Origin of the sequence: Paenibacillus aceti (assembly GCF_003614185.1) — a bacterium.
Lineage (GTDB): Bacteria > Bacillota > Bacilli > Paenibacillales > Paenibacillaceae > Fontibacillus > Fontibacillus aceti.
In genome coordinates this window covers 479249-505531 of record NZ_KZ987724.1, presented here as the reverse complement: position 1 = coordinate 505531, position 26283 = coordinate 479249, and the positions used below count along the sequence as shown (strand labels likewise).

General features: G+C 50.7%; 21 protein-coding genes. 7 read left to right on the top strand and 14 right to left on the bottom strand.

Annotated elements, in window-relative coordinates; genetic code table 11:
* Window positions 1–40: 40 nt before the first annotated feature.
* The 5 genes from BFJ94_RS02300 to BFJ94_RS02280 form a co-directional block, all read right to left on the bottom strand.
* Window positions 41–1078 carry a glycoside hydrolase family 18 protein gene (locus tag BFJ94_RS02300; RefSeq protein WP_120460830.1) on the bottom strand — a complete coding sequence of 346 codons (1038 nt, stop codon included), beginning with the start codon at window positions 1076–1078 and terminating at the stop codon, window positions 41–43.
* Window positions 1079–3721: a transglutaminase domain-containing protein gene (locus BFJ94_RS02295; RefSeq protein WP_120460828.1), complete on the bottom strand. Its 2643-nt coding sequence runs from the start codon at window positions 3719–3721 to the stop codon at window positions 1079–1081.
* 9 nt (window positions 3722–3730) lie between these two features.
* A complete protein-coding gene (locus BFJ94_RS02290) occupies window positions 3731–4753 on the bottom strand; it encodes a carbohydrate-binding family 9-like protein (protein WP_120460826.1) in 1023 nt (340 codons plus the stop codon).
* 63 nt (window positions 4754–4816) lie between these two features.
* Window positions 4817–6103 (bottom strand): alpha-L-fucosidase, encoded by a 1287-nt coding sequence (locus BFJ94_RS02285; protein WP_120460824.1) that lies wholly within the window; start codon window positions 6101–6103, stop codon window positions 4817–4819.
* A gap of 71 nt (window positions 6104–6174) precedes the next feature.
* Window positions 6175–7569 (bottom strand): alpha-L-fucosidase, encoded by a 1395-nt coding sequence (locus tag BFJ94_RS02280; RefSeq protein WP_120460823.1) that lies wholly within the window; start codon window positions 7567–7569, stop codon window positions 6175–6177.
* A 175-nt stretch (window positions 7570–7744) separates the two neighbouring features.
* Here BFJ94_RS02280 and BFJ94_RS02275 point away from each other — a divergent pair, with 175 nt between their 5' ends.
* Window positions 7745–10036, top strand: a complete 2292-nt coding sequence (locus BFJ94_RS02275; protein WP_120460821.1) for a helix-turn-helix domain-containing protein — start codon at window positions 7745–7747, stop codon at window positions 10034–10036.
* A gap of 79 nt (window positions 10037–10115) precedes the next feature.
* Here the strand turns inward: BFJ94_RS02275 and BFJ94_RS02270 are convergent, their stop codons facing one another.
* Genes BFJ94_RS02270 through BFJ94_RS02260 form a run of 3 tightly spaced genes read right to left on the bottom strand, consistent with a single transcriptional unit; the run spans window position 10116 to window position 13592 of the window.
* On the bottom strand, window positions 10116–11696 hold the full coding sequence (locus tag BFJ94_RS02270; protein ID WP_120460819.1) for an extracellular solute-binding protein: 1581 nt from the start codon (window positions 11694–11696) through the stop codon (window positions 10116–10118).
* A gap of 42 nt (window positions 11697–11738) precedes the next feature.
* Window positions 11739–12647 (bottom strand): carbohydrate ABC transporter permease, encoded by a 909-nt coding sequence (locus tag BFJ94_RS02265; RefSeq protein WP_120460817.1) that lies wholly within the window; start codon window positions 12645–12647, stop codon window positions 11739–11741.
* 15 nt (window positions 12648–12662) lie between these two features.
* A complete protein-coding gene (locus BFJ94_RS02260; protein WP_438803675.1) occupies window positions 12663–13592 on the bottom strand; it encodes an ABC transporter permease in 930 nt (309 codons plus the stop codon).
* A gap of 598 nt (window positions 13593–14190) precedes the next feature.
* Between BFJ94_RS02260 and BFJ94_RS02255 the strand changes: the two genes are divergently transcribed.
* Complete coding sequence (locus tag BFJ94_RS02255; RefSeq protein WP_120460813.1) at window positions 14191–15390, top strand: MFS transporter; 1200 nt, start codon at window positions 14191–14193, stop codon at window positions 15388–15390.
* 290 nt (window positions 15391–15680) lie between these two features.
* Here the strand turns inward: BFJ94_RS02255 and BFJ94_RS02250 are convergent, their stop codons facing one another.
* From BFJ94_RS02250 to BFJ94_RS02240, 3 genes are all read right to left on the bottom strand, one after another.
* A complete protein-coding gene (locus tag BFJ94_RS02250; RefSeq protein ID WP_120460811.1) occupies window positions 15681–16583 on the bottom strand; it encodes a hypothetical protein in 903 nt (300 codons plus the stop codon).
* Window positions 16584–16615: 32 nt separating this feature from the next.
* Window positions 16616–17566: a helix-turn-helix transcriptional regulator gene (locus BFJ94_RS02245; protein ID WP_120460809.1), complete on the bottom strand. Its 951-nt coding sequence runs from the start codon at window positions 17564–17566 to the stop codon at window positions 16616–16618.
* A gap of 448 nt (window positions 17567–18014) precedes the next feature.
* Entirely contained in the window at window positions 18015–18212 is a 198-nt protein-coding gene (locus BFJ94_RS02240; protein ID WP_068780385.1) for a cold shock domain-containing protein, read from the bottom strand.
* Window positions 18213–18462: 250 nt separating this feature from the next.
* On the opposite strand from BFJ94_RS02240, the gene BFJ94_RS02235 reads away from it, so the two are divergent.
* The 5 genes from BFJ94_RS02235 (at window position 18463) to BFJ94_RS02215 (ending at window position 22519) form a co-directional block, all read left to right on the top strand.
* On the top strand, window positions 18463–18696 hold the full coding sequence (locus BFJ94_RS02235) for a hypothetical protein (protein ID WP_120460807.1): 234 nt from the start codon (window positions 18463–18465) through the stop codon (window positions 18694–18696).
* Window positions 18697–18799: 103 nt separating this feature from the next.
* Window positions 18800–18976, top strand: coding sequence for a hypothetical protein (locus BFJ94_RS02230; protein WP_162944125.1), 177 nt, complete (start codon window positions 18800–18802; stop codon window positions 18974–18976).
* A gap of 219 nt (window positions 18977–19195) precedes the next feature.
* A complete protein-coding gene (gene pepF / locus BFJ94_RS02225) occupies window positions 19196–20986 on the top strand; it encodes an oligoendopeptidase F (RefSeq protein ID WP_120460802.1) in 1791 nt (596 codons plus the stop codon).
* 102 nt (window positions 20987–21088) lie between these two features.
* Complete coding sequence (locus BFJ94_RS02220; RefSeq protein ID WP_120460800.1) at window positions 21089–21412, top strand: LapA family protein; 324 nt, start codon at window positions 21089–21091, stop codon at window positions 21410–21412.
* A 69-nt stretch (window positions 21413–21481) separates the two neighbouring features.
* Window positions 21482–22519, top strand: a complete 1038-nt coding sequence (locus BFJ94_RS02215; protein WP_120465053.1) for a M42 family metallopeptidase — start codon at window positions 21482–21484, stop codon at window positions 22517–22519.
* Window positions 22520–22575: 56 nt separating this feature from the next.
* On the opposite strand, the gene BFJ94_RS02210 is transcribed toward BFJ94_RS02215, so the two are convergent.
* From BFJ94_RS02210 to BFJ94_RS02200, 3 genes are read right to left on the bottom strand one after another with little or no spacing between them, the layout of a single operon-like run.
* Window positions 22576–24579 (bottom strand): ABC-F family ATP-binding cassette domain-containing protein, encoded by a 2004-nt coding sequence (locus tag BFJ94_RS02210; protein WP_120465052.1) that lies wholly within the window; start codon window positions 24577–24579, stop codon window positions 22576–22578.
* 43 nt (window positions 24580–24622) lie between these two features.
* Window positions 24623–25453 (bottom strand): DUF92 domain-containing protein, encoded by an 831-nt coding sequence (locus BFJ94_RS02205; RefSeq protein ID WP_120465051.1) that lies wholly within the window; start codon window positions 25451–25453, stop codon window positions 24623–24625.
* Window positions 25453–26097, bottom strand: a complete 645-nt coding sequence (locus tag BFJ94_RS02200; RefSeq protein ID WP_438803676.1) for a fumarylacetoacetate hydrolase family protein — start codon at window positions 26095–26097, stop codon at window positions 25453–25455. Before BFJ94_RS02200 ends, BFJ94_RS02205 begins: the two co-directional genes overlap by 1 nt.
* Between the last annotated feature and the right edge of the window lie 186 nt (window positions 26098–26283).

Here is a 26283-nt window from a genome sequence, read left to right as displayed (position 1 = left end):
GATGATGCTATTCACCTTCAGCCTTCTCTATTTATGACTTTTAATGACGAAGTCCGCTGGATATTGCATCTAGCAGACGATGGGTCTCATCGCAGCTGTATTCCCAGAACATGATGCCAGCCAGGCCGCTATCCTTCACATATTCGCACTTATGCCCGATCGATTCCTCATCATCGTAGGAGATCAAGCTCGATCCGTTGAACAGATATGGCGCACATGCCTTCGCATCCCAGTAACGAGTGTACCCGTTCTTATTGATATAGTCCTTAACCAGTGTCGTATAATCCGGGCCATATCCGCCGGTGGTGCCAGCCATTTGGTGGAGACCGAAATGACGGTCTGGCACCTCGTTCCAGAGCCGCGAATAGAAAGCGGCCCCGATGACGATTTTTTCCCGCGGTACTCCGGCGCGTATGAACAGCTTCACAGATGCATCCGTACTGATGCGGAACAAATCGCCGTCCGGTGTATACAGATTCGTGTGATGCCCGGTCAGCACCTGGAAGCCGCCGCGCATGTCATAGGTCATCAACTGCACGAAATCGACATACTCCTGGACCTTATCCATCTCGGTGCCATCAATATAATATTGATCGGCTCCTGCAGCGATCGTGAGCATATAATGGCGTCCGTCCTCGGCTCCTTTACGATCGAGTGCTTCCCGCAAAGTCCGTAGCAGCAGGGTGAAATTCGTCTTATCCTCGGATCTGGACGCGATCTCGGCTTCACCATAGCAAGGATATTCCCAATCCAGATCGATACCATCAAATGGATAATCCGTTAAGACCCGAAGGGCTGATTCGGCCATGCTAGCTCTCCCCACCTCAGTTGCCGCCGCTTGCGAGAAGCCATCGGCGCTCCAGCCACCTACAGACAGCAGTAGATTCAGTTCAGGATGCTCACCCTTGATCCTCTGCAATACTCCTAAATTTTTCAAATGAGCGGTGGAAATTTGCTGATCGATGATATGACCGAAGGCGATGTTAAGATGCGTCAGCTTCGACAGATCTTCCTTAGTCATACTCGGCAGCTTGTCATCCACGATATAGCCATCGACGATATATGCCCGCTTCGTCATTTATACTTCACTCCGATCCTTGGACTTCTGTCTGACAGCCGATAATACTTGGAGTGATTCCTTTCCAGTACCAAGCTTATATCCTGAAGTCATGTAGCGGATCTGATCGGCGCCATCCAACACGAACAGATGCGGATAACCAGCATCATGAGCCGAGGACTGCGAGATGACATCCAGCAAAGCTGCATATGAAGCATCACGAGCAAATACAGTAGTTCCAGGCAATTTCGGATAATGGGCCGTATCAAAGGACGCGGTCCACTCCGCATCCCCGATGATCAATACTATCGGAGCCGCCAGTTCGGCAAATGCTTCCGTCAGTTCGCCAATTTCACGGAACAGATGCTTGGTTGGTTCACGCTCCGGTTCAATCCAGGCGACAATCGCGCCGCTATCCCCAATCAGTTTATCCAGCTTGCAGCTTGCGCCATCCAGTGTCGTGAGCGGAACTTGCCGATCCATAGTTCCCAGCACCGGAATTTCATGCTCCTCATGCCGGAAGGTTAATACCACATCCGTCTGTTCCCCAGCACGAACCTGGAAATAAGTGAAACGTACCTGCACCGTTCCATCCTTCAGACGAACGCCCGTGGTCAATCGGTATGAACCTGGCTCCACTTCGAACAGCTGATCGTACACATCTTGTTGACCCTCCGAGAAGATCAGCGTCTTATACACTCCATGCTCCAGCCGGGCAAATGAGAAGTTCTCGAAGTAAGAAGCCGCCGGGGCGTCAGCAGGAGCCTGGGCATCCTTAAGCAGCCGGATATTGCCCCAAGCCTTAGCGGCTTCGGCTTCCTCGCAAGGTACAGATGCATCCAGCACAGCATCGACCCAACCGCCGTCGGCCATATATTGCGGCTTCAATTCACTTGGATGCATCCGCGCCGGAATGCCCCAGCTGCGGCAAATCGCGACGAACAGAATATCCAGTGATACCGGATCGCCTGCCATAAGCTTATATGTGCCTACTGGATTGCCTTTCCCCTTCAGGTTCGGCAAATCCTCCCGCCGGCTGTAGTTCTCGTCCAGCTTGCTAGCAAGCACGGCCGGATCAGCCTTGAACTTCGCCACTTCTTCCTCGGTGAATGCTTCCTGGAAGAAACGTCTGTACGGCACGATCATCTCATACAATACACGCGGACACAGTAGATATTGAGCAAATACATCCTCCGGAAGATCTCCCTTCAGAGCCAACGCTCCATGCAAATGATCAACCAGCGTATCCCGGAACGTATCGACCAGATCCTTCTCATTCAGGCTCTCAAGCAGGCGCAGCGACCACTCCCCATGCTCTCTCGATTGCTCGCGCAAGAATGCAGCGATCTCATGGCTATTGCCACGCGCCTTCTGCAGCATATTCCATACCCGATCCGCAGGCAGTCCGACTTCAGCAGCCAGCTCTGAGGCAGCCGTTTCGTTCAAGAACGTATCCTCGAAAGAGGTGCGGATCTTCGTGCCTGCCTCCAGACGGCGATTATGACGCTCCACACTTTCCTCGCTCAATGGAGCAACTGCTTCGCCCTCGCGTTCTGGCGGCGGGACCATATCCAGATCCTGCGTTCCGCTCGGCTGTTCCGTCTGATCCAGGACAATTTCGAAGCGATCATTGTCCGCCACCGTTATTTTCCCCTCGCCCCACTGACCATCCTTCACTACACGGACCAACAAATCGCCAAGACCTGTCTTGAAGACGGCTTCTCCCTGTTCATTCGTCGGGATCGTGGCAATCGGATAAAATTCAGCCGTATTATAAAGTTCAAAGCGCACCTTAGCCCCGCTGACAGGTTGGCCTTCCCCATCCTTGACAGAGACGGTAATCACCCGCGCAGGAGCGTAATTTTCAAGCAAATTAATTTCCGTAAACCATTCGTCCGCCAGCGTAATATCCTCTGGCCCCGGATAATCGGCATAAATTCGAGTGTTGATCAGCATCGCTCTGCGTGCCGGCGGGCTGAACCAGCCCTGATTCAAGCGGGCCTCCGGCTCGCATGCGCCGATATAGTACCAGGTACCATCAGCCCAGGCCTCTACCCAGGCATGGTTACTATCGCAATGCGCCCAGCGCGGCGTATACACCTGGCGGGCCGGGATGCCAATACTGCGTAAGGCCGCCACAGCTAGCGTCGATTCCTCACCGCAGCGTCCGCGCGCATTCCGAATCAACGACAACGGAGCGATGGTCCGCAAGTCGCTGCCAATATAGGTCGCCTTCTCGTGACACCAGTAATTCGTCTCCAGAATCACATCAGCCATGGAGAGCGACTTCGTGCGCTCGAACAGCTCCTGATGCAGAATGCCACGGGAATCCTCGATATTCTCTGTATTTACCCGGTAAGGTAATACGAAATGGAGGAATAAATGATCCGGCACCCGACTTCCCCAAGGCATTTTCTTGCGGATTTCCAGCGACTTGCGCACATAGCTGAGAAATAAGTCGCTATCGTAATCGGCCATATCATTAACTGACATATAAGTATAGAGATATTTAAGCGCCCAGGTCTCCTCCTCTGTCAAATCCTGTTCGAACACATCGAATAGCTCATGCTCCTTGGCGCGGGCCATCTCCCGCTTGACGCGCAGCTTGCGATCGATCAATTCCATCGTCTTAGAATCCAATGAGAGTACCTTGTTGTTAGTCATCTTCTCCGCTCACTCCTTCCACAGTTTTCCGTCTTCACGAATGCAATACATAGCAGTTCCGTCCGCTGATGGAGCCGTGATCTGGAACAGGCTTCGCGTCGTCTCCATCGTCGGCGTGATCCCGAGCTTCTCCCCGCCCAGCAGCACCTCTACATCCTGAGTAAATTGACCGTTGCTCTCAAAATAATTGCGCTGGCGATAATACAGCTTCCGCAGCTCCCACTTGATAAGCTCATCCTGCGGCAAGGTAAAAGTATCCGGCCCGTTGGCATCCGCAAATACGACATATCCCCACAGCTCGGGATAATGCATATTGATAATTCCCATCGGCGACCATACCCAATTGTCCTCTGGATACGGCTGGCCTGTATCCGGGTTAATCACCTTGCTGTACTTGCCGTCCTTCACCTCGGTGCGCCACTCGACGCGAGAGAAGTTCACCCGCCAGAACTCACCTGCAAGTGGCGAGCGCACCTCCGGCGCGCATTCCTTCAGGATTTTCCAAGGGATCGCCACCTCTACGCTCCACTTCCGGTTCTCAGCATCGGGGCAATTCAGCTCTCCATCGATATGAACCGCCGTCTTCAGACCGCTGATATCCCAGCCGTTCACCGGCGGCCCTCCATCGCGGTAAGGCTTGACGAGCAGCAGATCCCATACCGTGTTCAGGGCATTCATCTCGAATTCATAGTATTGATGCGTATCGCCGTCGGGATCGATGAATATCTCAAAATCATTATCATAGAAAATAACCGAATCACGCTCTGTCAGCGTCGCCCAAATCTGATCCTCAATCAGCTCCGCTCCAAAATAGAAATATTCATCGTCCCAGAGCATCTTGACGCGGGTCTGCTTGGCGGGTCTCGGACGGAGATCGCCCTCGATATCTACGAAATCCTCCGTCCATTCCGCCCCTTGCCAGAAGGGCTTGTCAAGTCGGCCGTCCAGCACGAGCGGTCCCGCCGCACGGCGGCAAATATAATGCTTCGGGTTATACTCGATTCTCGGCTCCGGTACTCCACTCAGATTCATGTTGTCTCCTCCGAACGTAGGTTAATTTATAATTATGCTATTTATGCCACAGACCACTGACGATCAATTATGGGTAACAACGGCCCCGGAGCCCCCGTACATCTCCACTTCCTCGTCAAATTCCAGCTTAAGCACCGTGACCTGCTCATGCGTATCTTCAGGCGTCAGATGGATCCAGGTCGTACCCGGGATATTGAACCAAGGAACGCCGCCGTGAATGTCATAGGTCAGCTCTTTGCCTGAATGCAGCACCGTAATTTTCTTGATCGGATTGCAGAGCCCCTTGAGACATATACTCTCCTTCGGAGTATCATATACGAAGAGATACAGCGTCTTCTTGTCCTTGGACAGCGTGCTTCCCCCAAGATAGTACCTGGTCATAATCCCTTCCTGCGTCCCATATACCGCTTCTTCATGGGTGTGAATCCAATCGCCGAGCCCAAGCAGAATATCGACCTGTCTCTGGTCGATCGTTCCATCCTCTCTAGGGCCGATGTCCAGCAGCATATTCCCGCCCATAGAGATGCAATCACAGAACATACGGATAATCTGATTCAGTGATTTATAATGATTATCCCTCGGCACATAACCCCAAGAGCTATTGATCGTCGTACAGAACTCCCACGGACCTTCCGGTCTCGTAATCGGCAGCCCTTGCTCCGGTGTTTTATAGTCACCATGGCCTTGAAGCCGTGAATTAATGATCAGATCGGGGTTAAAAGACTGCAGATAATGCTTGAACTCCGGCAGATTCCATTGCTCCGCGCTCCGCTCCCAATCCCCATCGAACCAGAGCAGATCCACCTTGCCGTAATTAGTCAGAATTTCGCGCAGCTGATTATTGTTAAACTCCAGGAATCTCTGCCATTTCTCTTCATCCTGAACCCCGTCCAACGGGCTTGAGAAGCGATTAACCTTGCTCAGATCCTCCGGCACCTTGCCGCCTTCATATACGCTCGGATAGTCCGGATGCGACCAGTCGATCAGCGAGTAGTACATCCCCAGGCGGATGCCTCTTTTGGTGATTGCTTCAGCATATTCCTTGATCAGATCACGCCCGGCCGGGGTCTTCTTCACGACATTCAAATCGCTGTACTTCGTATCCCAGAGCGCCACCCCATCATGATGCTTCGTCGTCAGCACCGCATATTTGGCCCCGGACTTCTCGATCAGGTCGGCCCACTCATCCGCATCGAATCGCGACGCCGTAAATCCATCCAATTGCTTCATGTACTGCTCATAGGACATCCTGCCATTATAAAAGGACCATGATTCCGAAACTCCGTCTACTGCATAAATGCCATAGTGTATAAAAATACCCAGCTTCGCTTCCTCAAACCATTGCTGCATTCTGCTCAACACCCTTCCATTTCCATTTTGCTAAAATAGAGTCGATCTATCACCTGTTGCTCCGTCATCTATTATTGAATCCGAAATACATGAGCGATCGGGGCCTTGCCCCCGGTCTCCGCCTCTGGCAGCCGGACCACGATTCCCTGCTCCGTCCGGCGGTATTCCAGCGCGTCACTGCCGCCGATCAAGTCGATCCGGCTGAGGCTGATCTCTCTCTGCAGTGGAAGAATCAGTTCCTGCGGTACATTCTCCTGCTCACTCTTGTACAGATAGAAGGCGTAGACCTTGTCATCCTTTTGTGTAAACTGGATGTTTCCGACCGAGTAAGGCTCGCAAATCCTCGTTCCATAAATCGCTTCACCATGCACCTTCAACCATTCTCCCATTCCTTGAATCCGGGAAATCGCTGTCTTCGAAATCCGGCCGTCCGGTTGAGGGCCGACGTTCAAGGCCAGATTGCCGCCCTTGGCCACGATCTCCACCAGCAGATGGATCAGCTGGCGCACCGATTTATAATTGTCCTCATAGCGAAATGAGAATGCCGAGCCCATCGTAATACAGCTCTCCCACGGCACATGCAGCGCTCGATCCGGCAGCGTCTGCTCCGGCGTGATCAGATTCTCATAAGGACCTCCGACCGTACGGTCTGCTGATAGCAGCCAAGGCTGGATTTCCCGGGCCCTCTCGACCACTTCACCGAGTCTGATGTTCTGATCACGATAGTCATTGACCCAACCAGCATCCAGCCATAGCACATCGATTCGGCCATAGTTCGTCATCAGCTCCATAATCTGCTCATGGGTGAATTTAACGAATTGTTCCCACAGCCAAGGATATTGCTTCGGATCATAGGTCGGCCCCCGCGATGTCGTCGTTCCCGGCCGCATCCCTGGCGCCCAGTAATAAGGCGTATGCCAGTCCGCCTTGGAGAAGTATGCGGAAATGCCCAGCCCTCTGGCGCGGAAGGCATCGAACAGCTGCTTCGTGATATCGGCATATTTATGCGTATGGAACGGGCAATCCGGGCCTGTGATCCGATAATCCGTCGTCTTCGTATCCCACATACAGAATCCGTCATGATGCTTGGTCGTGAAGTTCAGATATTTGAATCCGTTGCTGGCGGCCAGGTCCGCCCATAGATCCGGTTGGAAGCGCAGCGGGTTGAACGTCTTGTTCAGATTAAAATACTGCCGCTTCAGCTCTTCCGCATCGATATCCCAATCGATCTCATTCCGTGACCATTCCTCGTCCACATCACTCAGCGCCCAAGATTCCACAAGGCCAAGCTGGGAATAGGGGCCCCAGTGCATCATCAGTCCGAGCTTCTGATCCTTGAACCACTCCAGACGCTCCAGCAGCAGCGGATCTTCCGGCTTGACCCAATGCTCCTCACTGCTGTAATTATGCACCCCTTGTTCCACCACGGATTCCAGCTCGTCATCTATCCATTTATTCTCACTCATGTCTTCCCTCCGATATATAGGCTCTCCTGCCAAAAGATAGATTCTTGTCAGAAAATTAAATTTTGTCCACCTTCATTCCGCCTGTAAATCTTGTCTATATCTATGTCTAAATCTCCGTTTTGTTGGTATCATTAAAAATAAAAGAGAGAATGACATCTTACTAGGGGGCAGAATTTTGAAACTGAACTACTTCAAGTCCAAATTATTTCTGAAGTATATCTGGTCTTATCTATTCATTCTGATTATTCCTTTAGTGTTCATGAGCGTGCTGATTTATAAAAACGCTATCACTAGTCTGCAGACAGAGATCGAACAGTCACGCCTCGCCCAATTAACGCAAGCCAAAGTAGTGATCGACGGCCGGATGAAGGAGCTTAATGAAATCGCTACCCGCATCTCTTACGACCGAAGACTTACGTACTATCAGGTTCACGATCCAATCTACAGCTCCGAGTCTATCCAGGCTCTCGACCAATACAGGGCCACCAGCTCCATCATCGGCGAGATTTATCTGTACTTTCACAAGGACGATAAAATCTACTCCAGTAAGGGCCTGAATAATATCAATGTGTTCACGAATAATCTTCGCTTTAAAACATGGGATGAGAATGCCCTTTTTCATGATTTGAATTCAGCCAAATACCCTGCGATACGACCGTCAGACATCGTCAGCAACCCCTCCGGAGTGGAGAAATCGATGCTGGCTTACTTGGTTCCGATTACACCCAACAGTCCCAACCCCCATGCCACGATCATGTATTTGATCAATGAATCCGAGCTGACCAGCCTGGTCGATTCGATCCTGGGGAGCTACAAGGGACAGACCTATATCCTCGATAATGAGGGACATATTCTGGTGGACAACCGTCAGGGTGAAGCGTTAAGCACGGTTGAAACCAAATCGCTATTCGCTGATCTTAAGCCAGGTATCGAGGACCGCGTTATTAACGGTGAGGCTCACTCCATCGTCGCCGTCAAATCCCAGTCCAATGGCTGGACCTATGTCACGATCATGCCGAGCTCACAGTTCTTCAGCAGTGTCCTGCATATACGCAGCTTCATGATCATTCTGTTCTCCATCGTTGTCATTGTCGGTATAGCGATCGCGCTCGTACTGGCCAGAATGCAATATCAGCCGATTTCCATGCTGGTGGAGTTTGCCGCCTCCAAATCCGGTTCGAATCTAAGCGGCACCACTGCCGGTAATGAATTGGAGAGCATCCGCACTCTGCTGCAGGAATACTCCTCGCGGGTCGACCTGCAGGAACCGTTCGCACGACATCATTTTCTGTCCATGCTGCTTAAATATGGTAACTCCCAGGACCTTACGCCTGAGCTTCGCGAGGCCTTCGATCTCGACTTCAACCGCTCTCATTACTTCGTGATGGTTATCGGCTGGAATGAAGATACGCAGAATGGTATTCAGGAGCATCAGGAGATTATCGGATTGCTGACCCAGATTGAATTTCCGGAGCTAGGTGCCCATGGTTATGGAGTTGAATTGTCACGGATGGATCAAATCGGGCTGATTATCAACTTCGATCTTAATGGTTCATCCGATGAATTCGCCCATAAGCGGCTGATCACCGAAGCCGTGCGCAGCAATCTGCTAGACAGCTTCGATATCGTTCCTACCATCGGGGTCGGTACGGCCTATTCAAGCCTGAGCCAGCTGAACCAATCTTATATTGAAGCCTGTTCAGCCTTTGATCTACGTGTATCCACGGAACAAGGCTCGGTCAATTACTTCGATAAGCTGTCCGATTCGCCAGATCATACATTCTGGATCCCGGCCAATAGTCTGATTAAGCTATCACAGAGCTTGAAGCAGGGCAGCTATGATGTAGCGGCGCAGATGATTCATAACGCCTTCGTCGGTTTGCAGCCCTCTGAGCTATCGGCATTATATATCCGCTGTATCTGCTTCGATCTGCTGAATACGATCTTGAAGACCGCTTCCGAGCTAGGCAGTCATCATCATCTGATGCAGGAGATAGCTCCTAATCTGCTCTATAGCAACTCTTTGGATGAGCTGGAGAGCGATCTGCTTAAGCTGGCCTCGCAAATCTGCGAGCAGGTTGAGCAGGATACCCACAAGGAAGAGCAGTCTATCATTGATCAGATCGTCGCTTATATTGATGAGCATTATATGGACAATGCCCTTAGTCTGGAGACGGTAGCGTTCGAATTCGATATCTCGCCTTCCCATGCCAGCCGCACCTTCAAAGAGAAGGTCGGGCTTAACTTCATCCAGTATGTGTGGCATAAGAGAGAAGAAGAGGTCAAATATCAGCTCAAGACGACCAATGATCCGCTCAAGGAGATCATCCAGAAGGTCGGCTATCTCGATGCACCGAACTTCATCCGCAAGTTCAAAAAAGAGACGGGCTATACGCCAGGACAATACCGCAAAATGTTCTCACAGCACACCGTACCCGGAACGAAAACCGATTTGGACGGTGAATAATAATGAAAGCCAACATCCGGTCGGAAACGGCCGGGAAATGTTGGCTTCATTTGAATTTTGCGAATCTTGCTGTCCCGTATTAACGATCGTATGCCGCTTGATACAATTCAACGATGCGGTCCGCGCCCATTTTCTTCACTTGGTCTACATACTTATCCCAATTGGACAACGACTCTTGACCTGTTACGAATTTGGCTTCCATTTGCTGTACGTACGTGTTCAGGTCAGAGAACAAGGCTGTGGCTTCGCTCTGTTCATCATTCGTCAAATATACGTTAGGGAATGGCGACTTGCCGATCGGTACGAGCTTCTCTTGATTCTCCTCATCGATCCATCTATCAAAATCACTCTTCAAACCTACTGTCAGCTCAGCGGAGTTCATACCCGGTGTCAGAATGCCGTAGTTAGGCGTGACCGTACCGCGGTATTCCTCACGATCCTTGCCTCCTGGAACCGGCAGCCACTCTTTCTCATGCGTGTCTTTGTTCTTGTATTTCCACAACAGATCCTCAGGTCCTTGAGCAAACAAGGTTGCTCCTTCATAGCCATATTGATAATCGATCCAGCGCATCGTCGCTTCTGGAGCGGGGTTCTTACTCGTAATCGCAAAGGTTCCTTGAGCAGAAAGTCCTGGATGCTTGCCGTATACCGGAGAACCATCAATCTCACTCTTCACCGGTGTCATCAGCGGATGCTCTGTGCTAGGCTCCCCGCCGAGCGTAAAGTAAGGATAGTAGTCGTTGAACAAGGCGATCTGGTTGTTCTGCCCCTTCGCCTTCTTCTGCTCAGGCGTTTGGGAGAAGGTCTCATGGTCGAGCAGTTCTTCGTTCCAGAGCTTGTTCAAGAAGGTCAGATACCCTTTGTATCCTTCTTCCTGAGGTGCATAGCGAACCTTGCCGTCCTTATCAGCATAAATACCTTCACTGTAAATTCCCCAGAAGCCGAGGAAATACATGCGCAAATCATCGAGTTTCACGGAAGTCAGCGGAATTTCATCCTTCTTGCCATTGCCGTTCGGGTCCTCTTCCTTCACCCGTTTCAAATAGTCATACAGCTCCTCTGTCGTCTTCGGCAGCTCCGTAATATTCAGGGCTTTCAAGAACTTGCCGTTATACCACATCGGACTGCGGTACCACACTGCGGATAAGTCCACGTTCGGAAGTGCATAGATATGTCCGTCAGGAGTCGTAAAAGATTGGCGAATCTCTGGATGCTCGTCAAAAATTTTCTTGATATTAGGTGCATATCCATCATCGATATAACCCTCCAGAGGGATAAGCACGCCCTGTGTCCCATAGGTTACCTGATCCGCTGACTTAAGATCAGCACCGTAGAATACGTCCGGCAGGTCACCGCTGGCGAATACAAGGTTCTTCTTCGTGGCGAAGCTATCGATCGGTGCAAGCTGATAAGTAAATTTGATTCCGGTCAGCTTCTCCATCTCCTGAAGCACAGGCATATCATTCCAGTCTGCAACCCCTGCGTCCTGAGACATCATAGTGAGTGTAAGCGGCTCTTCAACGATCGGGAATCCTTCTTTCTTAATTCCTTCCACTTTAGCCGCAGAGTCCCCATTACCGGATGATCCACAAGCCGCTAACAGGCCGGCAGATAAAGTGAGACAAAGAATAATGGATGATACCTTGCAAATTTTTTTCATTATGTCATTGCTCCTTCTTTAGTATGTTTTCGCTTGCAAAGATCAGCCCTTAACCGAGCCAATCATAACACCCTGAACGAAATAACGCTGTAAGAACGGATAGACAGCAATAACTGGTAAAGTCGCTACAATGATGACTGCATATTTGACCAGAGCGGCGATTTCCGCCTTACTATTCATAGCAGCCGCTGTAGATACATCGATCGCCCCGCCGCCCTGCGCGGACATTTCCTGAAGGACCAGAATTTGCCGCAGCACTAGTTGAAGCGGATATTTCGCAGCGTCATTCAAATAGATCATGGCCGAGAAATAACTGTTCCAATGACCGACCCCATAGAATAATGCCATAACAGCGATAATCGGCATCGACAGTGGGAGAATTACTTTTATGAACAGTCTCATATTGGTACATCCATCGACCTGAGCCGCTTCCGGAAGCTCCTTCGGAATAGAACTCTGGAAGAAGGTACGGGAGACGATAATGTTCCAGATCGATGCCGCTGATGGAATAACCAAGGCCCACATCGTATTGACCATGCCAAGTTGTTTGATCAGCAAGTAACTCGGCACCAAGCCGCCGCCGAAGAACATCGTGACCATGAACATGCCCATGAAGAAATTCCGTCCGACAAAGTCCTTACGGCTCAAAGCATATGCCGCTGGCAGCGTAACCAACAGATTGATCGTCGTTCCGACCGCCGTATACAAAATGGTGTTCCCATAACCGATCCAGATACTCGAATTCTCAAACACCCGCCTGTATCCATCAAAGGTAATTCCCTTCGGCCACAGCCACATCTCGCCGGAAGCGACGTATTTCGGATTACTGATCGATGCGCTGATCATATAGATCAAAGGATATAGAACGATTACAAAAGCTAGGATTACAAAAAAGTAGTTGCAGAGCAAAAACAATTTATCGCGCTTGGTTTCTTTTATACCTGATACCATTCGTGCCCCTCCTTCCTACCACAAACTATTCTCGCTCGTCCGGCGTACGATTTGGTTGACAGTAACCAGCAGGATGCAGTTGATTATAGAGTTGAACAAGCCGATTGCTGTTGAGAAGCTATACTGTGCATCCACGAGTCCGGAGCGGTACACGAAGGTGGAAATCACGTCCGAAGATTTCATGTTAAGCGGATTTTGCAGCAGCAATATTTTCTCAAATCCTACCCCCAGCAAGCTTCCTATGCTCAGAATAAGTAAAATGGTCATCGTAGGCAGCAACGTTGGAATGTTAATATTAAGGATGCGCTGGAACCTCGAAGCCCCGTCAATTACGGCCGCTTCATGAAGTCCAGGGTCCACCCCGGAAAGCGCTGCCAAGTAGATAATCGTTCCCCAGCCTGCGCTCTGCCATACCCCCGACAATACGTAAATTGTTTTGAACCATCTTGGATCTGTCAGAAAACTAGGCGCTTGAAAACCTAATCCCTCAATAAAGTGAACGATGATCCCTGTGGACGGGGACAAGAAGGCGATAATCATCCCGGCCATAACGACTACAGAGATAAAGTGAGGTGCATAGGTAACCGTCTGAGCCAGCTTCTTAAAAAATCCGTTTCTGACTTCATTGAAAGCAAGAGCCAAAATAATTGGAATTGGAAATCCTACGGCTAACTCATACAAGCTGATACTCAGTGTGTTCCAGAGCAAGTCCCAAAAGTAATACGAATGGAAAAAGCGTTCAAAGTGATCGAATCCAACCCAGGGGCTTCCTGTAATTCCTTTGGTCGGGATAAAGTTCTTAAACGCGATTTGAATGCCGTACATCGGCCCATAAGCGAAAATAAGGAAGTAGAAAAAGGCGGGCGCAATAAAGATGTACAATTCCCAGTTCTGTTTGATTCTTTTCCAAAGGTTATTACCGGTGCTTTTCTTAGGCTTTAACATTACTTCACCTGAAACAGCTGTTTTGGCGTCTTGCATAGGATCACCCCTTTCAGTATGATTTCTTGATGATTTCATGGATGATTTCGAAGCTCTCTTTTTAGTGCTATTTGCGAATCCTGCAGGATTGCTAGCGCTTACACGTTTAACGATAGGGCACGAGCAACTAAACGTAAATATGTGGTTTATGAGTGCGCCGAACCCTCGCCACATCAGGCTTCATCCATTTTGACAATCCTGTTTGACAAGGGGATAATGTGTTTAATTTGCTCAAAAAGAGAACGTTTTCAATTCAATATCAAATTTGACCAATCCCCGCAGTCCGCCATTTTAAGGTGGATCAAAATAGACATATGGAATCGAGTTAAAAAAGGAGAGGTTTCGGCACCGAGAAGGTGGGATGAGGCTAGGGTATGAGGAACACAGCATATGTAGTGGGTACGCGAGCACCGAAGAGGCTGCTCTTCAAGGTCTTAGCTACGAGTGGCAAAATCCGCCTCCTTTTTCAGCCGATTATGCTATACTAGCGTTATCTGTAAATGCAGACGGCTGCTTGCTTCATCAAGCGGACCACTACATCGAAACGAGGTTGCATCCATTTATGGAATCGTCTTCCCTGTCCCGGTCTAATCTGACATCCTTGCGCACTTTCTCCTTCACTATTTATGGAACGACTGTCTTGGTGAGCACCTATTTCCCTCTGTTCTATGCCGGGCTGGGCTTCACCAGTAGTCAAATCGGTATTCTGTATGCACTGGGGCCGATGATTTCCTTATTTGCTAATCTGCTATGGAGCATAGCTAGTGATAGATATAGAACGATCAAGAAGATCATGTGCATTCTACTAATCGGACAGATTATTATGTCCTATATACTCTCGATTTCAACCTCATTTTCCGTGATTATGCTGATTATTACCGTGTTTTACTTTTTCTATTATCCCGTCTTGCCCCTATCCGATACGATGGCGATTAACGCCGCCAGGGAGCATGGTAAGAGCTTTATAACGATACGTATTTTCGGTTCGATCGGCTACGCCTTCTTCGCGCTTGTCATCGGTTATGTGTTATCTTTGATCGGTTCGCATCGGACGATGTGGGTCACGATGACCATCGCTGCTATCGCCCTGATCATTACCTTGTTCATCAAAGATCAGAGCACTCCGGTCGCCAAAATGAATATGTCCGGCATCTGGTCGATCCTGCGTCAGAAGGAGCTGCTGTGGTTCTTCGGCTGTGTCTTCTGTCTCGCTCTTTCCGTGCGGATGAACGATGCCTTCCTGACCATTACATTGAAGGATCTCGGTGCCGGGGAGAATATCATCGGCTGGGCGCAACTGGCCTCTTCCTGCTCGGAAATTCCAATCTTCCTGTTCCTTAGTCTCTATGGGGAGAGATTCAAAGAGCTGCCGCTGCTTATTTTTGCTAGTCTTGTCTTTGCAACCCGCTTCCTGCTTGTCGGTCTAACGGACTCCGCCTATGCGATCGTCGGTATTCAGCTGCTGCACAGTCTGTCCTTCGGGATCTTCTACGTCACTTCGATCCGAATGCTGACGAGACTGATTCCAGATGAATTCCGGGCGACAGGTATGGCCTTGTTCACCATCGTCTGGTCCAGCGCTTCGGGTCTGCTGAGCGGCACATTCGGCGGCATGGTGTTCCAGGAGCTCGGCCGCAGACAATTCTATCTCATTGCGATGGGATTCGCGCTCGCCGCTTGTCTCGGTTTCGCCAGCCGTTATCTGCACCGCGGCCCCGGCTTGAGGGCAGGGAAATCCACTGGCTCTTCGAAGAACGTTTGAAGAAGCTTCCTTCTAACGAAACTGGGTAGCGCTATTTGAGCCAATTGGGGTCTAAAAAGAGGATTTCCCGAGAATAACGATATGAGGATTCGTTAAAATTTTTTTACCGCTGATTTCGGGGAAATAACGTTCTGGAGTTTCGTTAGAGGTCGGCGGAAGGGCAGCAAGGGCTCGTTCATGACACTGAGCTGAACGCCCGCGTAGTTTAAGGATGACGCCCCTGACAGGCGTACATATCATTAAAGGCCACCCTGTATGGGCGGCCTTTATCTTTGTATATGAAGTGAAGCCTAGTCGAGACGTCCATACGCCTTCAGCGTAATTAGGTGGTCGACCGTAAATGAGCCGCGCCATTCCTGCTCGCCAGCCGGACTGACTGCCGGGAACGTTATGTTCCAGCTCCCATCCTCCTGCTGACTGTTTACCAACCCATCGAGATGCCGCTCGACATCATCCGGCTGAAGGAGCCGGGAAGCATAACTATCTGGCGTTCTAGCATAGTCAAGGATTTTGTGGACATAGCCTTCAGCATGAATGTTCATCTCAATGCCGTTTGGTCCCGTCAGCCATTTATCAAGAACCCTCTTATAATGAGCCGTCCGTTCCGGCTCACCAGAAGCCGATTCCAGGAAGGAGATCCACTGCATCGCATCATGGTAATCTCCAGGACCTGTAGCCGATTCCTCCAGACAGCGCCATACAAAGCCTATATGCTCCTGGAACCAGTGCTCAGCTTGGAACTCAGTGCGCTCCTGCTGTTTCCGCAGTATGCCGACTATACTTCCCGTAGGATTTAAGGAAGGCATATGATCCTGCTCCGTGGTCCACCAAGGCGCATGAGGATAGTCGTTCACAGCTGTAGTAGCCCGTGGCAGCCCGCCCCCAGGGAGGCTGATCCCCTGCAGATAAGAGAGTATGCCCTCGAGCATGACATGGTCAAAGCCGCTCACCTCCTGGATGATTAACAGAGCTGACTCCGTAGTTACCGGCTGACTGTGCGGACAGCGCATGTCCGGCTCCAGCGCGTTTCCAAAGCCACCATCCTCATTCTGATAAGCCTGGAGCGCTCGGAGTACATCCGCCTTAGTACCGTTCTCGAAATGGTAGGCGAATCGCATCCGGTCCAGCAATCTTGCGTTCCTATAGATGAAATCCTTGCTGCGCTCCAATACCTTTTTTCCTTCCGTCTTCATTCTACGAGCCTCCTCATTTACTCCGGTTTCTGTCAGTCATGCCTCGAATACTTCTGCACCAACTGCCCCGCCTTCTGACGGATCTCTTCTTGAAGTCGGACAGGCTCCAGCACTTCAGCATCAAGCCCGATATAGTAGAAAAAATCCACCGCCCAATTCCATTCCGATCCCGGACAATCGAAGGCGACCTCCCACTTCTCATCTCCCGTCTGTCTGACCAAATGACCCATATGAGGATCTTGTTCCGCCAGCAGCGCCCCGCGATAGGTGAGCTTCGCATAGATATGTACGGTCTGCTCATGCTCGGTCGCCTTGGAAGGGCTCATGAAGCGCAGCTCACCGTTGCCTTCTTCGGATTGCGGGACGACGGACACCTCCATTTCAGCGAAGCGATCAACCCTGAATGTCCGTACCTCTCCATGCTGAACCGAGTATGCTTCGCAGTACCAGAAACCATGGGCGGCATATACACGTTGAGGACGGATAGTCAGATGTCGGCTATGGTTCTGGGAACGGTATAGCGTTAAGAGCCATTCTCCGCTCGCCGCGTAGTTCATCAGGTCGCTTAAAAATGGAGTTTTATAACGACGATCCGGCACCTCCATCTCTACATGTCCCAGTAAAGGAGCAATCCGACCTAAGGTTTGCTCCGGGAGCACGGAGCGGATCTTGTCCCTTACGGTCCATCTGGCTTGTTGAAAGGGGCTGTCGCTGTACTTCGTCATCCCGTCCAGCGCAAGCAGCAGCACCAGTGCTTCCTCCGCATCCAGCTGCAGCGGGGGCAATCTGTAGCCCTCCATCAAGCGGTATCCGCCGCCCGGACCGCTCGTCGCATAGATCGGAACGCCGATCTCAGACAGGGCCTGTACATCGCGCAGAATCGTTCGCTTCGATACCTCCAGCTTATCGGCCAGCGATTGCGCTGTTTCCGTCTGATGCTGGAGCGCCAATACGATCGCCATCATTCGATCCATCCGTTTCATCGCTGATCCTGTCCCCCGTTCCATCTTCAATATATCAGACTATTGGTGACAACTGATTGTCGTCAATTTTATTTATGTATCGTCCAACCGCTAACGAAACTGGACAGCGCTATTGGGGCCAAAAAGCACCGTTCTCCATCTTAACGAAACTGGGTAGCGCTTTTTGAGCAAATTAGGGATCTAAAAGGTGTATTTCCCCAGAATACGATACGAGGTTTCGTTAAAATTATTTTACCGCTGATTTCGGGAAAATAGCGTTCTGGAGTTTCGTTAGAGGTCGGCGGTAAGGCAGCAAGGACTCTTTCATAACACCAAGCCGATCGCCGAGATCGCCAATGCTGGCTTCCCTGCCCGAAATGCAAAAAAACACAGCCCTAGTTAGAGCTGTGTCTTTGAATGTCGCGCTTGGAACCAAACTTTATAAGTAATCCGTTAATCGGAATAGTTCTTATAATTTGATTACGTTAGCAGCTTGAGGTCCACGGTTACCCTCAGTGATTTCGAACTCAACGGCTTGGCCTTCGTCCAAAGTTTTGAATCCGTCGCCTTGGATTGCGGAGAAATGCACGAATACGTCTTCGCCGCCTTCAACTTGAATAAAGCCATAGCCTTTCTCTGCGTTAAACCATTTAACTGTACCTTTCAAATGAACAACCTCCTAAAAATAATCGCCATCATTGACGAATAACCATATTATACTCTATGCCCCTGAACAATGCAATGTGTCATTTCACTTAAAAATGTTTATTACCAGTCTATACAAGCCTATTTTATTTGCTTTCCTTCAGACAGTGCGTTATCATTTTCTTAAAAATATTCCAATTCAAGTTGATTAAAATTCGAAGTAATTCATCACACAAAATTCGCACAAATGACGTACAGATCGGAGAGTCGTAATGATTAAAAAACACCAAATATACAAGCATGACAAATGGAATATGATGACAGTGGAGGTTCAAGGCAAATATATCATACTGCGTGAAATCTCGGACCAATGGGGTGAAGAATCCCATACTTTTCTAAGCCGCCCTGCTCTTATGAAATGGGCTAATGACCGGTTTCCGAAGGAAGACTTCGTCGGTCGGGAAGAAGAATGGAATGAGATCATTAATGCCTTTAAGCTTGTCTAGTCTAGACCTTGTTTCGTAAGTACGTAAGTACATTAATCGGGATGCAATCGCGGTTTTCCAACTGGCAGCTGCGATTCTAAAATTGTAGAAAGCGAGTATGTTCATGGAGAGCTCCAATTATCTTATCTTCATTATTTGCGCCTTCTGTCTTGGGCTGGTACTGATTCTCAGCAAGAATTCCATCCCGCCCAAGCTGAAGCGCGGGCTTGCCATCACTGCGATCGTAATGATCGTGGCAGCCTTTGCCTTAATTGTTTACAGTTTTTTGAGTCTGGGTTGACTCAGGGGTTCCGGAGTACAGCTGCCGGCAAATATTACACCTCAAGTCAGGATATACTAGTCCCTATATCTTAAGGGAGGTATTACCAACTTGAATCAACATTCCGTACTTCCTCTCCTGCTGTCCAGCTGCCTGCTGCTCTCCGGAATATTCGCCGAGACCGCCTTTCATCAACCAGCATCAGCCATTTCATCTTATCCAAAACAGAGGAGGATACCAATGAGCAAATTACCGAAACGATCCGAGGTCGAGCATGACCAAACATGGGAATTGAAGGACCTGTTCGCCAGCCAACAGGCCTGGGATGAATCCTACAAGGAATTAAAGGAACTGAAGAAGAAGGCCGCTGAATTCGAAGGCAAGCTAAGCGGACCGCAGCCGATTAAGGATGTATTCGCACTGGAAGATGATATCTCATACAAGCTCGAACGGTTGTACGTATACGCCCATCTTCACCATGATGAAGATACAACGAACCCTACATATCAGGCACTTGTTCAAAAAGCCAAAAAACTAAGTGTTGAGGTAAGCGAAGCGTTGTCTTTTATCACGCCGGAAATTTTGTCGTTACCTGAGACGGAGCTGGATGCCCTGATCGATAATCCAGATCTGGCTGACTATAAGTTCACCCTGCAGGAGATCAAACGCGAGAAAGCACATGTCCTCAGCAAGACTGAAGAGGCGCTGCTCGCCCAAGTCGGCAATCTGTCGCAAGCGCCGCAGAATATCTTCGGTATGATCAATAATGCCGACATGAAATTCCCGAAGATCGAGGACGAGAACGGTAAGGAAGTAGAGCTTACCCATGGCAGCTATATTCAGTTCCTGGAGAATCCGAACCGGGACGTCCGCCGCCGTGCTTTTAAGGCTCTCTATGAGACATATTCCAAGCAAAAGAATACAATTGCCGCTACCTTTAGCGCCAATGTGAACAAGAATATGTTCTACTCCCGTGTCCGGAAATACCCTTCTGTGCTGGAAATGTACCTGTATGGCGATAATATTCCCAAAGAGGTATACACCAATCTGATCGATACGATCCACGAGAGCCTGCCGCTTCTGCATCGCTATATGAAGCTGCGGAAGAAGCTCCTCGGCGTAGACGAACTGCATATGTATGATCTGTTCGCTCCGCTGGTCGAGGAATATAAATGGGATATTACTTATGAAGAGGCCAAGCAAACCGTGCTCGATGGCTTGGAACCACTTGGCGAGGATTATCTCAACGTGCTGCGGCAGGGCTTCGATAACCGCTGGATCGATGTCTATGAGAATGAAGGCAAACGGACCGGAGCATACAGCTGGGGAGCTTATGGCACACATCCTTACGTGCTGCTCAACCATAAGGACAACCTGAACAGCATGTTCACGCTGGCGCATGAGATGGGTCACGCCCTGCACTCCTATTTCTCAGACGAAGCGCTGAAATACCGGGATGCGCAGTACACCATCTTCCTGGCCGAAGTGGCTTCAACGACGAATGAAGCGCTGCTGATGGATTATTTGCTTAAGAAGTCTACGGATCCGAAGAAGAGACTCTATCTGCTGACCTACTATGCTGATCAGTTCCGCACGACGATCTTCCGGCAGACGATGTTCGCTGAGTTCGAGAAGATCGTTCATGAGCGCGCAGAAGCTGGAGAGTCATTAACTCCGCAAGAGCTGTCGTCGATCTACTATGATCTTAATTTGAAGTATCATGGTGATGAGATGAAGGTCGATCAGGATATTGAGATGGAATGGGCGCGGATTCCGCATTTCTACAACAGCTTCTATGTGTACAAATATGCGACCGGCTTCTCCGCCGCTACCAGCTTCTCCAAGAAGATCCTTGAAGAAGGCAAGCCAGCGGTCGATCGCTATCTCGGCTTCCTGAAGAGCGGAGGCAGCGACTATTCCATTAACATTCTGAGCAAAGCCGGGGTCGATATGTCGTCTCCACAGCCGATCCGTGAGGCCATGAGCGTGTTCGAGGATGTTATCAAGCAAATGGAAGAGCTGACGAAATAACATAGACCGGCTCCAATCCAAAAATAGTGCCATTAAAAAATCCCTTGCCCCTTGTGGGAGAGGGATTTTATACTGTCAATAAGAAGGAGGTGTTTTCCTCATATGAAAATTCAATGGTCTCTTATCCTGGCACTGGTCTTCGCGCTAATTACTGCTGTATTCGCGGTAATCAATGTCGATACAGTTGATGTGAACCTGCTGTTCGGAACGGTCAGCCTACCGAAGATTCTCCTCATTCTCGGCTGTACGCTGCTCGGCGGAATTATCGTCGGCTCCTTCGGTATTTTCCGCGGCTACCGCCTGCAGAAGGAAGTCAAAACCTTGAACGCCAAGCTTGTACATATTCAGGAAGCTACGGGTTATGTTTTCCCGGAAACGAAGCCGGAAGAGCAGCCTGCTGAAGAACAGCCGTCGACTAATGGGTAACGGAAGACGTAGCTTTGACAGCGACGTTTCCCGGCAGTAGCATCGAATGAACAATGGAGGATTATAATGATGAATATCCAACCGAATGAAGCTTATATTCTAGATCTATTAAAAAAATTGCTCGATACCCCCAGCCCAACCGGCTATACGCATGAAGCTATCGAGCTGGTTCGCGCTGAAGCCGAATCGCTAGGCGTGCCCTGCTCGCTAAATGCGAAGGGTGGTGCGCTGCTTACCTTGAAGGGCAGCGATTCCTCCCGCCGCATTGCACTCAGTGGACATATAGACACGCTTGGCGCGATGGTTCGCTCCATCACTGCGCACGGTACGTTGAAGCTGACTTCCGTCGGCGGTTTCCTGATGAACAGCATCGAGAATGAATACTGTGTCATCCACACTCGTGATGGCAAGAAATATACCGGAACGATTCTCTCTTTGCATCCTTCTGTACATGTCTATGATGATGCCCGCACCTATAAACGGGAAGAAGCAAATATGGAAGTTCGCATCGATGAAAGGGTAGAGAATAAAGAGGATGTTCTGAAGCTCGGCATCTCTGTCGGTGACTTCATCTCCTTCGATGCCCGGGCTATAGTTACGCCAAGCGGATATGTGAAATCCCGCCACCTCGATGACAAGGCCAGCGTGGCCGCTCTGTTCGGATTGATCGAATCGAGCAAGCGCGAGGGCTGGACGCCGAAGCATGATCTCGTATTCCTTATCTCTAATTATGAGGAGGTCGGTCATGGAGCTGCCGGGCTGCCGGAGGGCATCGACGAGATGATCGCCGTAGATATGGGCGCGATGGGCGATGACCTCAGCTGCAAAGAGACGGATGTGTCGATCTGCGCCAAGGACTCCAGCGGCCCTTATGATTATGATATGACCAGCCGGCTGATCGAGCTGGCCAAGCAGCTTGAAATTCCGCATGCGGTCGATATTTATCCGCATTATGGCTCAGACGCTTCCGCCGCCCTGCGCGCCGGCAACGACATCCGCGCCGCTCTGATCGGACCGGGCGTGCATGCTTCACATGCTATGGAGCGCACGCATAAGCAAGCCGTCATCAACACAACTAGACTACTCACCGCTTACGTTACGGAATAATAACTAGCAAACAGCAAAAAACCTGCAGAAATGCAGGTTTTTCCCGTTTGCTCTCATTATTGATTACGCTGATTCTCTATTTTCTCGGCAAGCTCGTTCAAATACGTCCAGCGCTCAATCAAATGCTCCAGCTCAGCCTCTACGGTCTGCTGCTCCTGCATCAGCTCCTGCAGCCTGACCGCATCACTCGCCGCTTGCTCCATTTCGGTGGCAATCGCGGTGAGCCGCGTCTCGGCCGCCTCGATCATTCCATCGATCGCCTCATACTCACGCTGTTCATTGTAACTGAACTTCAACCGCTCCGTTCGCGCTCCCCTACTATCGGAGCTAGCTCCATTATCCTGAGCTATCCCGTTATTGCTCCCATCGCCTTTACCGCTGTGACCTTTGCCACCCTGATGATCACCACTGCGACCGTCGCTGCGATCTGCTCCCATATCCGCCGCAGCTCCGCCAGATTCGCCGCGTTGTACACGCTCTTGATAGTCGCTGTAATCGCCGACATGAACAGCAACCTGGCCGTCACCTTCGAAGGCCATAATCTTATCCACGCTACGATCGAGGAAGTAACGGTCATGGGATACCGTGAATACGGCGCCCGGGAACTCATCCAGATAGGATTCTAGTACCGTCAAGGTCTGAATATCCAGATCATTGGTCGGTTCGTCAAGCAAGAGCACGTTCGGGGCGCTCATCAGAACACGCAGCAGATAGAGGCGACGTCTCTCCCCGCCAGACAGCTTCTCAATCGGGGTCCACTGCATGGCGCCTGTGAACAGGAAGCGCTCCAGCATTTGACTGGCCGAAATACGCGAGCCATCTGCCGTAGTTACAAGCTCGGCTTCCTCCTTGATGTAATCCAGGACGCGCATCTTGCCGTCCATCTCCTGATGCTCCTGTGTATAGTAGCCCAGCTTGACCGTCGCGCCGAGGACGATCTCGCCCCCGTCAGGCTCAATCCGTCCGGCAATCATATTCAGCAGCGTCGATTTTCCGCTCCCGTTCGGGCCGATAATTCCAACGCGATCTCCGGGGACGGCCGTATAATTCAAGCCGGCAATCAGCTGGCGCTCCCCGAAGGATTTGCTGAGCTCGTTGATCTCCAGAATCTTGCGGCCCAGCCGGGTAGAAGCCACCGAAATATCAAGTGAGTCGCTCTTATACTCCGTCTCCTGAGCTTGCAGCTGCTCAAAGCGCTCGATCCTGGCCTTCTGCTTCGTAGAACGCGCTTTGGCCCCACGGCGAATCCAGGCTAGCTCCGTGCGTAGCAGATTCTGCCGTTTCTGTTCCGAGGCAGCCTCACGTTCCTCACGCTCGCTCTTCAGCTCCAGGAAGCGGCTGTAATTCGCTTCATAGCGGAACAGACGACCGTGATCCAGCTCCAGCATGACATTGCAGACGCGATCGAGGAAATAGCGATCATGTGTAATCAGCAGGAGGGCGCCGCGGCGCTTCTGCAGGAAGGCTTCAAGCCAAGCGACCGTGTCATTATCGAGATGGTTCGTAGGCTCGTCCATAATCAGCAGCTCCGACGGAATAATTAGCGCAGAAGCGAGAGCTATCCGCTTCCGCTGGCCGCCGGATAAGCTGCCTATCTTCTGACTGAAATCCGTGATCCCGAGCTTGGACAGAACCGTCTTCGCTTCATTCTCCAAATCCCAGGCCTGGAGCTGATCCATTTCCTGGGTCAGCCGCAGTATTTTATCCGTTAATGAAGGATCGCCCGGCAGCATTTCCAGCAGCTCCATCGTCTCCATATATTCGGATACTACCTTCAGCTGCGGGTCCTCTACCTGGAACACCCCGCGCAGAACGGTCAGTTCAGCATCAAATTCCGGATTCTGCGGCAAAAAAGAAATACGGACATCTCGGTTTACAGATACCTTCCCCTCATCTGCCTGATCATGGCCGGCAATAACCCGTAGAAATGTCGATTTACCGGTCCCGTTTACCCCGATCACGCCGATTTTATCATGCTCATCCATCCCGAATGAAGCGTCCTGAAACAGAATCTTCTCGCCATAGGTCTTCGTTAAATGCTCAACCGTCATTATATTCATCGTCATGTCCCTACTTTTCTGTTCTAGTAATGCAGTGCTCCTGCTATGCCAAAATAACTCCCAGCCCCCAGGCCATCAAGCCAGCAGCCGCAGAGCTTATTAAATTTACCGCGTCATTACTCATCCAGCTCCAGCCGCGATCAGACACTGTCGTCTGCCCGCAGTGTGCTTCCACCTCAACCACCTTGCCGCATACCGAGCAGCGATACATCTTCTGCACCGTCGCTCCCAATACCGAATCGGCCATAGCACCGGAAAAACCCGACACGCCGCCGATAACTACCCATTTCCATAGTGTAATCGGGATCAAGTCCTGTGTCCCTGCCTGCGTCTCTCCAGTCCAACTCAGCAGCAACCAGGCGGCTCCTCCGATAATGCCTGCGCCGATCAATGCAGCCATACTGCCCAGCGCTGAGACGCCCCCAGACGTTCCCGGCGGAACGGTCCTCCAGCTCAATACTGAGCGAGGAGGTGTCTTGCTGAGGCCGCCCCATTCCGTAGCCCAGGTATCCGCGGTGACCGCCGCCATGGAGCCGATGAAGAACCAGCCCCAGGCCGGACTCGGCCAGATGACATTCAGAATGCAGGCTAGCATTCCGAGCCCGCCATTCGCCAGTACTTGACCAGCGTCACGCCTGCCGCTCTTCGCATAGGATTTCTCCAGCTCGGCCTTACGGTCGCCCCGCAGCTTGGAGAATACCGAAGAGGTGACGAAGAACAGGATCAGCGTCCCGAACCAGAACAGATTGCCCGCTCCATAATAAACCGTGCCCATTGCAACAGCCGCCACCGCGCCCGATAAGGATAAAGACTGCTTCCAGTAAGCCGCCCCAGCGATAACGAGAGCACATAACGCTCCGATGATCCAGTCTATCATATCGGCTGCTCCAGAGGTGCCGGGCCGCTGACAATCTCACAGCTTCCTAGCACAGTGGAACCATAGGAGATTTCCAACTGATCTCCCTTGAACACAGGGCCAACCCCTTCCGGGGTTCCCGTGAAGATATGATCCCCTTCACCCAGACCATAGCGTTCCGCTATAAAGTCAATTATCTGCTGCAATGGGAAGATCATATTCGCGGTATTCCCACACTGAACGATCTCGCCATTCTTGCGCAGTACGAAATCCTGCTCCGCCACTTCCTCTGCTCCAGGAAACGCGATATAAGGAGTGATGGGAGCCGAGCTACGGAAGGCCTTCGCCGCTGTCCAGGGATGCCCGGCAGCCTTCAAGCGACTCTGAACATCGCGTAGCGTGAAGTCGATCCCGAACGCCATGACATCGACGAGTTCATCGACCGTCATACCCGGCTTATAATCACGGGCGATCCGCAGGACAAGCTCGGTCTCATAGTGAACCTCGCCACGCTCCTGAGGCAAATCAAGCTGCGCACCAATTAGTGGTACAACTGCATGCGACGGCTTCATGAAGATCATCGGCTCAGTCGGCACTGCATTGCCAAGCTCTTCGGCATGCAGGCGATAATTACGGCCCACACAATATACGTTAGATACCATTCTGTTCACTGGATGATTCCCCTTTAATCAACAAGATAAGATATGTATGCTATAAGCAGAATAAACCAAAAACAACGGGCACCTCGTGGCCTGTACCCTGAGAAAATGGTCGTGAGCCCCTTTTCGTACCCGTTGTCAAATTCGCACAAATGTCCAGCACGGAATTCAGCGTACCTACGTCGATTG

Coding starts and splice junctions, on each gene's coding strand:
- pepF (WP_120460802.1), top strand. CDS start 19,196: ATGAGCAAATTACCGAAACGATCCGAGGTCGAGCATGACCAAACATGG.
- BFJ94_RS02255 (WP_120460813.1), top strand. CDS start 14,191: ATGGAATCGTCTTCCCTGTCCCGGTCTAATCTGACATCCTTGCGCACT.
- BFJ94_RS02270 (WP_120460819.1), bottom strand. CDS start 11,696: ATGAAAAAAATTTGCAAGGTATCATCCATTATTCTTTGTCTCACTTTA.
- BFJ94_RS02220 (WP_120460800.1), top strand. CDS start 21,089: ATGAAAATTCAATGGTCTCTTATCCTGGCACTGGTCTTCGCGCTAATT.
- BFJ94_RS02265 (WP_120460817.1), bottom strand. CDS start 12,647: ATGGTATCAGGTATAAAAGAAACCAAGCGCGATAAATTGTTTTTGCTC.
- BFJ94_RS02210 (WP_120465052.1), bottom strand. CDS start 24,579: ATGAATATAATGACGGTTGAGCATTTAACGAAGACCTATGGCGAGAAG.
- BFJ94_RS02280 (WP_120460823.1), bottom strand. CDS start 7,569: ATGAGTGAGAATAAATGGATAGATGACGAGCTGGAATCCGTGGTGGAA.
- BFJ94_RS02260 (WP_438803675.1), bottom strand. CDS start 13,592: ATGTTAAAGCCTAAGAAAAGCACCGGTAATAACCTTTGGAAAAGAATC.
- BFJ94_RS02230 (WP_162944125.1), top strand. CDS start 18,800: ATGGAGAGCTCCAATTATCTTATCTTCATTATTTGCGCCTTCTGTCTT.
- BFJ94_RS02295 (WP_120460828.1), bottom strand. CDS start 3,721: ATGACTAACAACAAGGTACTCTCATTGGATTCTAAGACGATGGAATTG.
- BFJ94_RS02250 (WP_120460811.1), bottom strand. CDS start 16,583: ATGAAGACGGAAGGAAAAAAGGTATTGGAGCGCAGCAAGGATTTCATC.
- BFJ94_RS02215 (WP_120465053.1), top strand. CDS start 21,482: ATGAATATCCAACCGAATGAAGCTTATATTCTAGATCTATTAAAAAAA.
- BFJ94_RS02200 (WP_438803676.1), bottom strand. CDS start 26,097: ATGGTATCTAACGTATATTGTGTGGGCCGTAATTATCGCCTGCATGCC.
- BFJ94_RS02290 (WP_120460826.1), bottom strand. CDS start 4,753: ATGAATCTGAGTGGAGTACCGGAGCCGAGAATCGAGTATAACCCGAAG.
- BFJ94_RS02245 (WP_120460809.1), bottom strand. CDS start 17,566: ATGAAACGGATGGATCGAATGATGGCGATCGTATTGGCGCTCCAGCAT.
- BFJ94_RS02235 (WP_120460807.1), top strand. CDS start 18,463: ATGATTAAAAAACACCAAATATACAAGCATGACAAATGGAATATGATG.
- BFJ94_RS02285 (WP_120460824.1), bottom strand. CDS start 6,103: ATGCAGCAATGGTTTGAGGAAGCGAAGCTGGGTATTTTTATACACTAT.
- BFJ94_RS02300 (WP_120460830.1), bottom strand. CDS start 1,078: ATGACGAAGCGGGCATATATCGTCGATGGCTATATCGTGGATGACAAG.